Genomic DNA, 13,932 nt, shown 5'->3' with positions numbered 1-13,932 from the left:
AACCTTTGAGATGTTCAAAGTACTTGTTTGATGACGGCCACGAACCACCCGGGCGCCCCGGGGGTCACCGCTTCAGGTAGGCCTCCGTCATCGCCTTGACCACCGGGCCCGCCAGACCGCCGCCGCTGATCTCGGAGCGGTCGTCGGACCCGTTCAGCACCACGGCGGCGACGGCGATCCGGTGCCCCTTGCCGTCGTCGGCGTACGAGGTGAACCAGGCGTACGGCAGGCCGCTGTTGTTCACCCCCTGCTGGGCGGTGCCGGTCTTGCCGCCGACCGTCAGGCCCTTGATCGCGACCGACCTCCCGGTGCCGTCGGTGACCACCGAGACCATGGCGGACTGCAGTTGCTTCGCGGTCGCCCCGCTCATCACCCGGCCCAGCTCCACCGGCGGGAACTCCTGCACCGTCCGCCCCGAGTGGTCGGTGAGCTCCGACACGGTGGACGGCCGCATCAGCACCCCGTCGTTGGCGATCGCCGCCGAGACCATCGCCATCTGCAGCGGCGTCGCGGTGACCGAGAACTGGCCGATCCCGGTGAGCGCCACCTGGGACGGCTCCATCCCCGCCGGATAGACGCTGGCCGAGGCCCGCACCGGGGTGTCCAGCTGGGTCAGGTTGAAGCCGAACTTGGCCGCCTGCGCCGAGAGTTCGGCCTCACCGAGGTCGGCGGCCAGTTTGGCGAAGACGTTGTTGCAGGAGTACCGCAGCGCCGTCCGCAGGGTGGCGTCCGCGCACGGGGCGCTGGCCGACTCGTTGGTCAGCACCACCCTGGTCCCGGGCAGGGTGTACGGGTTGGGGCTGTCGGTCGGGGTGTCCACGTCCGGGTAGCGGCCGCGCTCCAGCGCGGCGGCGGCGACCACCAGCTTGAAGGTCGAACCGGGCGCGAGGGTGGAGCGCAGGGCGCCGTTCACCATCGCCCTGCCGCTGTCCGCACCGAGCCGCTGCCAGGCCTGCTCGTCCGCCTTGCCCCGCCCGGTGATCCCGGACGGGTCGTAGGACGGGGTGGAGACCAGCCCCAGAACGCGTCCGGTGGCCGGGTCGAGCGCCACCGCCGCGCCCTGCTTCCCGCCGAGCGCGTCCCAGCCGGCCCGCTGCACCGCGGGGTCGACGGTGGTGACCACGTCGCCACCGGCGGGCCGGGACCGGGTGAGCGGGTCGGTCACCGCCGCGACCGGACCGGTCAGCCGCCGGTCGCTGCCGTCCAGCAGGTCGGCGAAGAGGCTCTCCAGCTGGTTGCTGCCGTACGCCTGCGAGGTGTAGCCGGTCAGCGGGGCGTAGAGCGGGCCGTCGGTGTAGCTGCGCTTGTAGGCGAGCGGGCCGTCGGTCGGCACCGAGCCGGTCACCGGCTGCCCGCCGACCAGGATGTTGCCGAGCGGCTGGGCGTAGCGGTCGATGGCGAGCCTGGCGTTGGCCGGGTGCTGCGCGTAGGTGTCCGCCTCGGCCACGGCCAGCCAGGTGGCCCGGGCCATCAGGGCGAGCACCAGCAGCAGGCAGAACATCGAGGCGCGGCGCAGCGGGCCGGCCATCGGGTCACGGGTCCTGGGCTTGTTCATCCGTACCTGCGGCCCCCGGAGCGGCTTCCCGTCCGCCCGGCGGCCGGTCACGGCCGGCGTCCCGGTCCGGCCTGGCGAGTGATCAGCTGTCGGACTGTCAGACGACGAACGATCCCGCCCGGTTCCCGCCGCTCGATTGACCCCGATCCGGTTATACGTATAACTTATGACCTTGCCGCCACCCTCATGCCGTCTGGAGACCCGAATTCCATGGGCTACCTCGCCCTGCTCCGCGCCCCGCACGTCACCCGTCTCCTGCTCGGCACCCTGCTCGGCCGCCTCCCCGCCGGCATGACCGCGCTGGTGATCGCCCTCGCCCTGCGCGAGGCCGGCACCCCGTACAGCGCGATCGGGCTGGCCACCGCCGCGTACGCGATCGCCGCCGCGATCGGCGGCCCGGTGCTCGGGCGGATCGTGGACCGGACCGGGCAGCCGCGGGTCCTGCTCGCCTCCGCCGTGGTGGCCGGCGTCGGCTACGCCCTGCTCGCCCTCGCCCCCGGCTCGGCCTGGGCCGCCCCGCTCGGCGCCGCGATCGCCGGGCTGGCGATGCCCCCGCTGGAACCCTGCCTGCGCGCCCTGTGGCCCGCCGTGGTCGAGGAGGAGCAGCTCGACACCGCGTACGCCTTCGACTCCGCCGCCCAGCAACTGCTCTACGTGGCCGGCCCCTTGGCAGTGGCCGGGATCGCCGCCGCGTTCTCCCCGTCCACAGCCCTGTGGACGGCCGCCGGACTCGGCCTGGCCGGTGCCCTGGTGGTCGCCACCGCCGCACCCGCCCGGGCCTGGCGGGCCCCCGCCCGGCACCCCTCCTCGGGCCTGCTCGGCCCGCTCCGCTCCCCCGGCCTGGTCCTGCTGCTGATCGGCCTGGCCGGAGCCGGCTGGACGGTCGGCGCCCAGAACGTCCTCTTCATCGCCTACGCCGAGGACCACAGGGGCGGCCTCCCCGGCGGCGCCGGGCTGCTGCTCGCCCTGGCCGCCCTCGGCGGGCTGGTCGGCGCACTCGGCTACGGCGCCGTGAAGTGGCGCAGCACCACCGCCACCCGGACCTGGGTGATCGCGCTGGCGATGGCCGCCTCGTACCTGCCGCTGCTGCTGCTCCCCGCCCCGCTGCCGATGTCCGCCCTCGCCCTGCTCTCCGGCATCGGCCTGGCCCCGCTGCTCGCCGCCGCCTTCGTCCTGATCGCCGAGCTGGCCCCCACCGGCACCGTCACCGAGGCGTTCGCCTGGCTGATCACCCTCTTCGCCACCGGCAACGCAGCGGGCTACGCCGTCTCGGGAGCCCTGGTCTCGCACTCCCTCACCGCCGTAGCCCTCTGCTCCACCGCCGGGATAGGCCTCGGCGGCTGCCTGCTCTTCGCCGCCCGGGGCCGCCTGGTCAAGCCGTCAGAGGCTCGGGGAACTGCGACGCCGACCCCGGCAGAGGCCACCTTCAGCGTGCAGGGTTAGGCGCTTCCGCCGTTCGCCCGAGCCTCCCTGGGTCAGTGGCGCCCTCGCTGACGTGTGGTCAGGCCCAGCACCGCGCCCGCCGCACCCAGTGACAGTGCCAGCAGCCCGAGCAGCGCGAGCGGGAAGTCCGACCCCGTGACCGGCAGCCCCCCGGTCGGCGACGGCGAGGGCGGCGGAGTCGGCGAAACGCTCGGCTCCACCGTCGGGGCCGGCGTCGGCGACGGCGACGGCGGAGGCGTGGGCTTCGGCGGGAGCACGAGACCCAGGTCCAGGTTGAGCTGGGCCTCGCCCCCGGCGACCAGCACCTGCGGCGTCAGCCCGGTCACCGGGTCGGCGTCCGAGTCCTCCGCGCTGGCAGCCGTCCGGCGCACCGCGTCCTTCAGCGTCACGGTGGCCCCGGCCGGCAGCGTCGCCAGGTCGAACCGGACCGAGTAGGTCCCGTCCGGCAGCCGCCCGAACAGGTAGATCCCCCGCCCGTTCGAGGTGGAGCTGATCGGCTTGCCGTTGTTGCCGCGGACCTCCCGGCCCTTGGCGTCCAGCAGGTGGGCGGTGACCCCGGGCACGCCGGGCTCGCCCGGGTCCTGCAGGCCGTTCCGGTCGAGATCGTCCCAGACGAAGTCGCCGATCGAGTTGTTCAGCGGCTTCCGGTGGTGGACACCGACGCCGACCTTGGCCGGCTCGGCGGGCAGCAGCGGCGTACCGGTGCTGTCGGTGGCGGTGTACGCGAAGCTGTTCCAGGCGAACGCACCCTCGGGGGCGTCGATCGAGGCGACCATCGGCCAGGTCAGCGTGAACAGCCCGCCCGAGGGCAGCGTGCCCGGCCGGGTGATCCGGAACCAGGTGGCCAGCCCCGGGCCGGGGAAGGCCGTGGTCCACTCCGCGGCCAGACTGCATCCGGCCGGACCGCCGAGCGCGGCCGGACGGCACGGGTCCGCCGCCGTGGAGTACTCGACCACCACGGCCGGGTCGCTGCTGACGATGGGTTCGGTGAGCGAGGGCGCCCACGCACTGCCGCGCGGGGTGCCCGGCCGCAGCACGTACGCGTCCCCGGGGGCGGGCAGCCGGTCGTACGCCGTGAAGTCGGTGACGGCCTCGGGGGAGTCGTTGCGCACGGTCATCCGGTACGAGATCGCACCGCCGGGCGAGGAGGTGCCGGAGCTGCCGTAGCCCTTGTCCTCGTCGCCCTTCACCTCCTTGAAGGCCCGCAGCACGGCCGGCACCTGGATCTGCACCTGGGACGAGGCGTGGCAGAGCTTCTCGGTGGTGTTGCCGTTCCCGTTCAGGTCGCCGGTGTCGGGGACCGAGGTGTCGGCGCGGTAGTACATGCAGCTGACCGGGGCGGTCGGCCCGTCGACGGTGACGTACACGTCGTTGGTCAGGGTGCCCGGCTGGGCGCTGCCCGCCGCCTCGGCCTCGAACAGCATCCGGTAGGCGAGGCTGTCGTGCAGGTACATCATGTCCGGGGCGCCGGCGGGCCAGGTCATCCGGAGCAGCTGGCGGCCGTCCTGGCCGGGCAGCACCTTGACCTCCTGCGGTGCCTTGCTCTCCGGCCAGCTCGGGTCGGGCCGGGCGGAGCCGTCCACGTAGACCATGCCGGGCGGCAGCAGGTCGTACAGGACCAGCGGCCGGTCGAGGGTGTAGCCGGTCCGGTTGTACGGGACCACCTGGAAGGTGGCGGTGGCGCCGGGGGCGATCACCGCGCCCGCCGTGGTGGTCTTGGCGGCGCCGAGGTTGGTGGCGGCGGTGACCGTGGCCTCGGCACAGGCGTTGGCGGTCTGGCTGGTACCGGCCACGCTGCCGGTGACGTCCACACAGTTGCGCAGCGGGGTCGGCGCGGTCCGGCCGTCGTGTCCGGTGGCGACGATCTGGCTCAGCACCTGGATCGAGTTGCCCGGGCTCCAGCCGGTCGGGATCGGCCCGGCCCAGCTGAACCGCAGGCCGTCCAGCCGGCGGCCGGCCGGGATGCCGAGCACGTCGTTCGCCGGGTCGCTCGCGGCGGCGAAGGTGATCCGCCGGGCGTTCGCCCCGTTCAGCGCGGTGGTCGGGCTGAAGGCCTGCCAGGCCGGGTCGCCGTTCAGCCGGTACTCGAGGGTCAGCGCGATGCTGGTCGGGTTCCACGCCTCCAGCTGGATGCTCTGCGGGACCAGCCAGTTGTAGAGGCCGTCCGTGGTGCCGGTACCGGGATCGGTCACCACCATGCTGGTGATCGGCCCCGCGGTGTTCACCGGGAACAGGCTGAACGGGGCGATGTCACCGGAGGAGTACGTACCGCCCCAGTTCTTGGCGGCGGTGACCACCACACCGGTGCTGGCGTCCTGGAAGGTCGGCGAGACGGCGGTGGCGGTGGACAGGTCGCGCCCGGCGTCGGGGCCGAGCGGGTCGCCCGCCATGGTCACGGTGTTGGTGGCGGTGGAGCCGGTCGGGAAGGTCGGGTCGGGGTAGTTGACCACCAGCACCCCGGGGTTGCGGCAGCCCGCCTGGCCGTTGCCGGAGACGAACGGGCCGACGTCGTACTGCCAGGTGTTCGGCCCGGGCCCGCCCGAGGTCCAGCCCGGCGACCGCGAGGTGTCGACCACCGCGCCGACCGGCAGGCTGTCCAGCAGGGTGGCCGCGTCCAGGTCGACGTTCGGTACCCCGTCGGTCGAGCAGGTGCTGAACTGGTACGTCACCGTGCGGCCGTCCTGGCTGCTGGTCTGGACGCCCTTGGTCACCTTGTACTGCGGCTGCACCACCGCCGTGGTGGTGGCGGTGGCGGTCTGCGGGGTCTCGCCGTCGGCCGCGAAGGTGGCCGAGTTGACCGCCTGACTGCCGTTGGCGGTGGTGAAGTTGGGGAACTTCAGGGTGACCTTGACCGTCGCGGTGGTGCCGGGCGTCAGATCGTTCAGCACGATGTTCATCGTGCCGCCGTGCGCCCCGGCGGCCGGCACGGTCGAGGCGTCGACGTCCACCGTGGTGGCGTCCGGGGTCCAGCCGACGAACTCCATCCCGGCCGGCAGGGCGTCGGTGATGGTGCCGTTGGCGCAGTCCACCTGCGAGCAGGTGTAGCTGAGGGTGTAGGTGACGTTCTCACCCGGTGCGGGGCTGGCCTTGTCCACCGTCTTGGTGAAGGTGATCGCCGCCCGGGCGTTCGGGACACCCGCGAAGGTGCCGGCGAAGAGACCGGCGGAGAGCACCCCCAGGGCCGTCAGCAGCCGGGGAACCCGGGATTTCTTCCACATTCCGCCAGTTGACGGCCGGATCCGGGGCAGCATGCGGCGCCACGGCGGAGTTGTCCACCGGTAGGACCAACAGGTCGTCAGATGGCCTACTGCGCCGAGCGGGTGGAGCTGCGCAGCACCAGCCCGGTGGCCAGCGGCGCCACCGGCGGGACCGGCTCGCCGCGGAGCAGGGTCGCCAGTGCGGCCACCCCGGCCCGGCCGAGCTCCTCGCCCGGCAGGTCGACGGTGGTGAGCGGCGGGGCCAGCAGGTCGGCCACCGGGATGTTGTCGATGCCCACCACCGAGACGTCCGCCGGGATCCGCAGCCCGAGCTCGGCGGCCGCCTGGTACAGGCCCGAGGCCACCACGTCGTCGTCGCAGACCACCGCGGACGGCCGGTCGGGACGGCTGAGCAGCTCGTGCGCGGCGGCCCGCGCGGCCCGCTGGCCCTCGTTCAGGGTGACGCCCAGTTCGACCACGTCGAGGCCCGCGGTGGCCGCCTCGAACGCGGCCTGCCGGACCCGGAAGGTGTAAGCGGAGTGGGTCGAGCGCAGGTGGCCGATCCGCCGGTGGCCGAGTGCGGCCAGGTGCTCGACCGCGGCCCGCATGCCGCCCGCGACGTCCAGTTCGACGGTGGGGCGGGTCCGGCCGGTGCCCGGGTCGACCAGCTGCGGGTCGGCGTCCAGGAACACCGCCGGGGTGTCGGCGGGCAGCGCACCGAGCTGACTGTCGTCCGGCGAGCAGACCAGCAGCCCGTCGAACCGGCTGGTGGTGGCCGCCTCGGCCAGCGTCGCGCTCCCCCAGCCCGAACTGACCACCACGGCCAGGCCGTGCTTCCCCGCCTCCTCGTGCACCCCCACCAGCACCCGGCCGAAGAACGGACCGAGGATGTTCGGCACCGCGAGCAGGATCATCCCGCTCCGGCCCAGCCGGAGCTGACGGCCCGCCGCCTGCGGCCGGTAGCCCAGGCTCCGGGCCGCCGTCCGGACCCGCTCCCGGGTCGCCTCGGACACCCGCTGGCCGGCCTCCGCCCCGGAGAACACCAGCGAGACGGTCGCCTGCGACACCCCGGCCAGCCGCGCCACGTCCCGGCCGGTCGGCCGCCTGGACGGGCCCGGGGCGGGCGGCTCTGGCGTGGTCATCCGCTGCTCGGGGTCGGGGTCCGGCCGGGGTCGGCCGGTCAGCCCTGCGACCGGGCGGCGGCCGCGGCGCGGGCGGCGTCGTCGGCGGCGTCCTCCTCGGCGGCGACCTCGGCCGAACGGGACCGGCGGGTCGCGACCTTCTCCGCCAGCTGCGCGGACATCTCGTCCCGCTGCTTGCTGAGCATGACGTAGCTGAGCGGGGCCGAGACCAGGCCCGCGATCAGCACCAGGAAGACGACGCCGGTGCTGCCGGTGACCGGGATGACGCCGAAGTGGCCGAGCAGCATGGCGACCAGCAGGCACGACAGGAAGATGCTCAGGCGCATCGAGGTGTAGCGGAGCGTGGCGTGCTTCTTGCTGCTCACGAGGACGTCCTTCACTGCGGGGGTACGGCTGGCGCGGCTATCCAGTGAAGCATGCCTTCACATCGGCAACCGCCCCGGTATCTGCGCACCGGGGCCCAGGGCCGCTACGGCTGCAGCGCGAGCCACATGGTGACGTCGTCGCGGTCGTCGCCCGGGGCGACCCGGATCGCGCCGGGGACGCGGCCGACCTCGGTGTAGCCGCAGCGGAGGTAGAACTCCTCCAGCCCCTGGCCGCCCCGCAGGGTGAGCTTGAGACCGGCCCAGCCGGCCGCCGTGCCGACCCGGGCGGCCTCGGCCATCAACTCGGCGCCGTACCCCCGGCCCTGGAGGCCGGGGTCCACCATGACCCGCTTGAGCATCCGCCAGTGGTCCATCAGGTCGAACCGCATGTCCTCGAAGAACAGCGCCGCCGCCGGCCGCCCGCTGGGCTCGAAGCCGACCAGCAGCCGGTCGGGCTGCCCGGGGCCGAGCCCGGCGAACTGCTTCTCCGCCGTCACCCGGACCTGGTCCTCCGTCACCGGCGGGACGAACCCGACGGCGCCGCCCGCGTTGGTCACCGCCGTCCAGAGCGAGACGATCCCGTCGCGCAGCTCGGGGGTCAGTTCGGGGTCCAGGATGAAGGTGAGCGTCATGGGCACCGAGCCTAATCGGCGGCCGGGACGGCCTTCCCGGCGGTGGTGCCCCGGCCCAGGGCCAGGCAGAGCAGGACGGCCACCGCGCAGAGTGCGCCGGCGCCGTACCAGGCCAGGTCGTAGTCGCCGAAGCGGTCCCGGCTCAGCCCGGCCAGCCCGGCCACCGCGGCGGCGCCGAGCTGGTGGCAGGCGAGCACCCAGCCGAACACCACGGGTGCGTCGGCGCCGAAGTGGCGGCGGCAGAGTGCGATGGTCGGCGGGACGGTGGCGACCCAGTCCAGGCCGTAGAAGATCACGAAGGCCAGGATCGGCGGCTGCAGCGAACCGGCGAAGAGCTGCGGCAGCAGGAGCAGCGAGAGCCCGCGCAGCGCGTAGTACGCGATCAGCAGGGCCCGGGAGTCGAACCGGTCGGTGAACCAGCCGCTGGCGATCGTGCCCACCACGTCGAAGACGCCCACCATGGCGAGCAGTCCGGCCGCCGTGGTGACCGGCATGCCGTGGTCGTGCGCGGCCGGGATGAAGTGGGTGCCGACCAGGCCGGCCGTGGTGGCGCCGCAGATCGCGAACGAGCCGGCCAGCAGCCAGAAGGCCCGGCTGCGGCAGGCCTCGCGGAGGATCCGCAGACTGCGCAGGATCGCGCTGCCGTCGGTCCTGGGCGCGGGCGGCTGCTCGGTCGCGCCGTACGGGAGCAGGCCGAGGTCGGCCGGGCGTTCGCGCATCAGGACCAGCACCGGCAGCGCGACCGCGGTCGCGGAGCAGGAGACCACCACCACGGCGGTGCGCCAGCCGTGCTGCTCGACCAGCCAGGCGAGCAGCGGCATGAAGACCAGGTTGCCCGCCGCTCCGGCGGCGGTCAGCACCCCGGTGACCAGGCCCTGCCGGGCGGCGAACCAGCGCCCCGAGACCGTGGTGGCGAACGCGCCCGCCATCGAGCCCGAGCCGAGGCCGACCAACACGCCCCAGCAGAGCACCAGTTGCCAGCTCTGGGTCATCAGCATGGTGAGGCCGGCGCCGGTGGATATGGTCAGCAGCGCGGCCACGACCACCAGCCGGACCCCGAACCGGTCCATCAGCGCGGCGGCGAACGGGGCGGTCAGGCCGTAGAGGGTGAGGTTCACCGAGACGGCGCCGGAGATGGTCCCGTGCGACCAGCCGAACTCGGTGTGCAGCGCGTCCATCATCAGCCCGGGGGCGGACCGGAAGCCGGCCGAGCCGAGCAGCACCAGCAGCGCGACGCCCGCCACCACCCAGGCGTAGTGCAGGCGGGGCGGTCGGGCGGCGGGCGGGGCGTCGGCGGGCGCGGCGGCGGGGGACGCGGCGGCGGGGGCTTCGTTCACGGGCCGATCCTTCCTCGGTGCGGCCCCCCGGACGAGGCCCTGAGCTGCCAACCTGCGGCGAAACACCGCCACCTCCCGGTCGGACCGGGTCAGGGACGGTCGGGGACGCGGCGCAGGGTGCGGATGGGACGGACCAGCAGCAGGGCCGCGACCGCCAGCAGCGAGACCGCGATGCCGACCCCGAGCACGCGGTCCGCGCCGAAGGCCTCGGTGGCCGGGCCCGAGAGCGCGCTGCCGATCGGGAACATGCAGACCGAACCGGCCACTTCGTACGCGTGGATGCGGTTGAGCACCTCACCGGGGACCTGGGTCTGCACGCTGGTGGCCCACATGACGCTCCAGAAGGTCAGCCCGGTGCCGACCACCACCTGGGCGGCGGCGAGCAGCCAGACCGGCCAGCCGAGCACGATGCCGAGCGGGTAGAGCGGGAATGCGAGCATCGCCACCGCCCCGACGGCGAGCGGGCGTTCGGGCTTGTACCGGACCGCGAGCAGGCCGCCGATCACGGTGCCGGCGCCGAACGCGCAGTTGACCACGAAGTAGGCGGTGCCGCCGTACTCGGGGATGACCAGCCCGGATGAGACCGGGAGCAGCGGGCCCCAGCCGAGCACGGTGAAGAAGAGCCAGATCACGATGACGCCCCAGAGCCAGCTGCGGGCCCTGAACTCGTGCCAGCCGACCACCAGGTTGCGCCAGAGGCTGTCACCGTGCGGCGGGGCCGGGACGGTGCCGAGCCGGAGCGCGAACAGGCAGACCGCGCTGATCCCGTAGGTGACGGCCGCGATCACCATCACCCAGCCGGTGGCGACGGCGGCCAGGGCGCCGGCCAGGGCCGGGCCGAGCAGGGCGGCGAAGGCCTCGGCGGTGCGCAGTACGCCGTTGGCGCCCTGGACGTCCCGGGCCACCAGCGGGACGGTGGAGGCGGCGCCGGGCTGGAACATCGCGGCGGCGGTGCCGGCCAGCGCGAGCAGCAGGTAGAGCTGCCAGAGCTGGTCGATGCCGCGGAAGAAGAGCACCGCGAGCAGCACCCGGGTGGTCAGGTTGAGCAGGTCGGCGCCGATCATCATCCGGCGGGCGGTGAACCGGTCGGCGAGGACGCCGCCGAACAGCACCAGGCCGGCGAACGGGCCGAAGAGGAAGGCGAGCGCGAAGCCGACGGTGCTGGCGTCGTGGTGGGCACTGACCAGACCGGCCGTGACCGCGACCGGGAGCATCGCGTCACCGAGCAGGCCGGCGCCGCGGGCGGTGAAGTAGTACCGGAAGTTGCGGGACCAGATCGCCGGGGTCCCGGCTGCCGGGTCGGTGGTCGTCGGGTCGGTGGCCGGGTCGGATCCGGCCTGCCGGTCCTGTAGTTCGGGGAGCGTCACCCCAGCAGTTTTGGTGTAGACCACCTGGATTGCCAGTGGTTTACGGTCACGAATGATCACGATCGGACGGCGGCGGCATACGTGCCACGCGCGCGGCACGACGGCCGCCGTCCGATCGGCGTGCCCGGGGCCCCTGACCCGTGCACCGAGCGCTCCGTACTCGCCGAGGAAGGACCAGCCCCCTACAGCTCCCTCGGCGTCCCCTCACAACGGAGAACTGCACCCAAGAGTGATCAGTTGGATACGTCACGTCAATGGGTTGTCGGAAATTCGGAATGGTTGCGGCGCATTTACCGAGGCACGGGAGCACACGGCGGACACCTACGCGATCAGTGCGCCCCCTGCGCCGCTGGTCCGCTCCAGTGCCGGGACCGCCGTCGCACCGTCGCCGATCTCGCACCAGACCCGCTTGCCGGAGCCGTCCGGGTACCAGCCCCAGCGCTCGCAGAGCAGCTCCACCAGCTCCAGCCCGCGCCCGTTGGTCGCGTCACCCGCCGCGTGCCGGGGGGCGGGCGCGGTACAGCTGCCGTCGGCCACCTCGACTCGGACCAGCGTGGGGGCCGACGGCCCGTCACCCTCCGGCAGCGGCACGGAGAGCCGGAGCACGGCCGGCGAACCGGTGTGCACCACCGCGTTGGTGACCAGTTCGGAGACCACCAGCACCAGGGTCTCCGCGATCGGCGCGTCCGGGTCGAGCCCGTGTCCCTGGAGCCGCGAGCGCACCCACCGGCGCGCCCGGCCGACCTCGGCCGGGTCCGCCTGGACCGCCAACTGCACCTGAAGTACCTGCACCGCTCCACCACCCGCACTCGCAGTTCGAGGCCCGGTCGGACCGGCCGTGGCTCCGTCACGAATACGCCTCAGAATGATCCGGCAGGACGGTCGCAGCAAGCGCTTCGGGCATATTCCAGCGATGGGGGGACAGCGCAGTGCATACTGTCCCGCTCATCCTGGCGAGCGTCGCACCGGCGATCGTCCGGCCACCCGCCCCGACCTGGCCTTCCGGCGGAACGGCGCGAGCGTAACGAAAGGTACCGCGCAGCGGCGCGGATAGGACGGCCGCCACGAGCGAACCACCCTTCCTACATCTGTCCACCGCCGGTCGAACGGCCGAAAGTCCGTACCGCCACCGTCAACTGACGATTCGAAACTTCTTCATACGATTCCCCTCGCCGATGATTCTCGGCCAGCTACCGTGGAGGTGAGCGAGCGGGAGGGGCGATGGAGACCGCCGGACCGGTCCCGAGCTGGGACGAGCAGATCCACTGGCGGCTGGCCCGCGGCGAAGAGACCGCGCTGGCCGAGCTGTACGACCGGCTGGCCCCGCTGGTGCACGGTCTGGCGGGCCGGATCCTGGCCGACCAGACCGCCGCCGAGCAGCTCACCCGGGAGGTTTTCGGCCAACTCTGGGAGCACCCCGAGTCGTTCGACCCCCGGCAGGGCTCGCTCCGTTCCTGGCTCGGATCGCTGACCCGGCGCCGCGCCCTGGACCGGCTCCGGCTGGACCGGACCGACGACCACGAGCTGCGCGAGCGGGCCGGTGCCGCCCGGGCCCAGTACGTGGTCGACTCGCTGCCGCACCCGCTGCGCGAGACCATCGCGCTGGCCTGGTTCGACGGCCGCAGCTACCGGGAGACCGCCCGGCAGTTGGGCATCACCGAGCAGGCCGCCAAGCAGCGGCTCCGGCTGGCCCTCCAACTGCTCGCCACCGAACTGGCCGACGAGGAGGGTGAGTCGTGACGTACGAGGACGGTCCGGCGGCCGAACTCCGGCACGAGGCGTTCCGCTCGCTGCTCGGCGCCTGGGCGCTGGACGCCTGCCCGCGCCGCGAGGCCGCCGAGCTGGCGCAGCACCTGGCGGGCTGCCCCGAGTGCGCCGAGGAGGCCACCCGGCTGCGGAACGCGGCGGGCCGGCTCTCCCCCGACGAACCGCTGGACCCGGCGGGCTCGCTCCGCCAGCAGGTGCTGGACTGGTGCCTCGCCCGCCGCCCGGCCCGGCTCCCGGTCCCGCGCTGGGCCGCGCCGTACGCCACCGAGACCGCCAAGCTGGACGCGCTGCTGCGCGACCTCGGCCCGGAGGAGTGGCAGGAGGTGGCCGAACTCCCCTGGTACGGCGGGGTGCAGCGGTGGCGGCCGGCCGAGGTGCTGGGCCACCTGACCGCCGTCGACGGCTACCTCGCCCCCGGGCTCGGGCTGCCCGACCCGGTCCCGGGCGCACCGGTGGCCGTCCCGGCCCGCGTCCCCGCGCAGAGCACCCCCGGTGCCGCGGCCCCGGCACCCGAAGGACCGGCCGCCGGGGTGCTGGCCCGCACCGCGCGGCTGCTGGCCGTCCAGCGCGGCGCCGACCCGGGCACCGTCCGGGCGCAGTGGCGGCGGCAGAGCCACGCCCTGGTGCGCAGCGCCGCGCTCCGGCCGCAGGGCGGCGCGGTGGTGGACTTCGGCTTCGCCCGGCTCCCGCTCCGGGACGCCTTCGTGGACCGGGCCTTCGAGTGCTGGGTGCACGGCGACGACATCGCCCGCGCGGTGGACTACCCCTACCCGCCGCCGCTGCCCCGGCACCTGCGGCTGATGGTCGATCTGGCGGTCCGGATGCTGCCGGTGGCGCTGGCCGCCGTCCGGCCGCCGCTCACCGGGCCCGGGCGGGTGCTGCGGCTGGTCATCGAGGGGCCCGCCGCCGGGGAATGGCTGATTCCGCTCGACGGGCCCGGCACCGGCGGCCCACAGGTGGCCGAACTCGTCCTGGACGGGCTGGAGTTCTGCAACCTGGTGGCCGCCCACCGCGACCCCGACCGGATCCCGGCCGGTGAGTACGGCGACCGCACCGCGATCCGCGACGTGCTCCGGGCCGCACCGCTGCTGTCGCGTCCGTAGCCCGGCCGCGGCGCCGCCGGGGGC

At 73.9% G+C, this 13,932-nt stretch carries 11 protein-coding genes; 3 read left to right on the top strand and 8 right to left on the bottom strand.

All coding sequences use genetic code 11. The features are described 5' to 3' along the window. Positions 1-64: 64 nt before the first annotated feature. Positions 65-1,555 (bottom strand): peptidoglycan D,D-transpeptidase FtsI family protein, encoded by a 1,491-nt coding sequence (locus ABT118_RS21095; protein WP_502884621.1) that lies wholly within the window; start codon positions 1,553-1,555, stop codon positions 65-67. A gap of 210 nt (positions 1,556-1,765) precedes the next feature. On the opposite strand from ABT118_RS21095, the gene ABT118_RS21090 reads away from it, so the two are divergent. Next, entirely contained in the window at positions 1,766-2,998 is a 1,233-nt protein-coding gene (locus tag ABT118_RS21090; protein WP_350670809.1) for an MFS transporter, read from the top strand. Positions 2,999-3,030: 32 nt separating this feature from the next. Here ABT118_RS21090 and ABT118_RS21085 read toward each other — a convergent pair whose 3' ends face one another. The 7 genes from ABT118_RS21085 to ABT118_RS21055 form a co-directional block, all read right to left on the bottom strand. After that, positions 3,031-6,216 carry an SdrD B-like domain-containing protein gene (locus ABT118_RS21085; protein WP_350670804.1) on the bottom strand — a complete coding sequence of 1,062 codons (3,186 nt, stop codon included), beginning with the start codon at positions 6,214-6,216 and terminating at the stop codon, positions 3,031-3,033. 86 nt (positions 6,217-6,302) lie between these two features. After that, a complete protein-coding gene (locus ABT118_RS21080) occupies positions 6,303-7,337 on the bottom strand; it encodes a LacI family DNA-binding transcriptional regulator (protein WP_350670800.1) in 1,035 nt (344 codons plus the stop codon). Positions 7,338-7,375: 38 nt separating this feature from the next. After that, positions 7,376-7,702, bottom strand: a complete 327-nt coding sequence (locus tag ABT118_RS21075) for a DUF4229 domain-containing protein (RefSeq protein WP_350670792.1) — start codon at positions 7,700-7,702, stop codon at positions 7,376-7,378. A gap of 104 nt (positions 7,703-7,806) precedes the next feature. Then, complete coding sequence (locus tag ABT118_RS21070; protein ID WP_350670789.1) at positions 7,807-8,334, bottom strand: GNAT family N-acetyltransferase; 528 nt, start codon at positions 8,332-8,334, stop codon at positions 7,807-7,809. Between the two features lie 11 nt (positions 8,335-8,345). Further along, positions 8,346-9,671: an MFS transporter gene (locus tag ABT118_RS21065; protein WP_350670782.1), complete on the bottom strand. Its 1,326-nt coding sequence runs from the start codon at positions 9,669-9,671 to the stop codon at positions 8,346-8,348. 89 nt (positions 9,672-9,760) lie between these two features. Continuing rightward, complete coding sequence (locus ABT118_RS21060) at positions 9,761-11,062, bottom strand: MFS transporter (RefSeq protein WP_502884624.1); 1,302 nt, start codon at positions 11,060-11,062, stop codon at positions 9,761-9,763. 297 nt (positions 11,063-11,359) lie between these two features. Further along, entirely contained in the window at positions 11,360-11,830 is a 471-nt protein-coding gene (locus tag ABT118_RS21055) for an ATP-binding protein (RefSeq protein ID WP_350670774.1), read from the bottom strand. Positions 11,831-12,259: 429 nt separating this feature from the next. On the opposite strand from ABT118_RS21055, the gene ABT118_RS21050 reads away from it, so the two are divergent. Both ABT118_RS21050 and ABT118_RS21045 read left to right on the top strand, forming a co-directional pair. After that, positions 12,260-12,778, top strand: a complete 519-nt coding sequence (locus tag ABT118_RS21050) for a sigma-70 family RNA polymerase sigma factor (protein WP_350670770.1) — start codon at positions 12,260-12,262, stop codon at positions 12,776-12,778. Further along, positions 12,775-13,908 (top strand): zf-HC2 domain-containing protein, encoded by a 1,134-nt coding sequence (locus ABT118_RS21045; protein ID WP_350670766.1) that lies wholly within the window; start codon positions 12,775-12,777, stop codon positions 13,906-13,908. The genes ABT118_RS21050 and ABT118_RS21045 overlap by 4 nt, the downstream gene beginning before the upstream one ends. Positions 13,909-13,932: the final 24 nt, after the last annotated feature.

Source organism: Kitasatospora sp. NPDC002040 (assembly GCF_040296785.1).
In the GTDB taxonomy this organism is placed as follows: Bacteria; Actinomycetota; Actinomycetes; order Streptomycetales; family Streptomycetaceae; genus Kitasatospora.
This window is presented reverse-complemented; position numbering and strand designations above follow the sequence as displayed.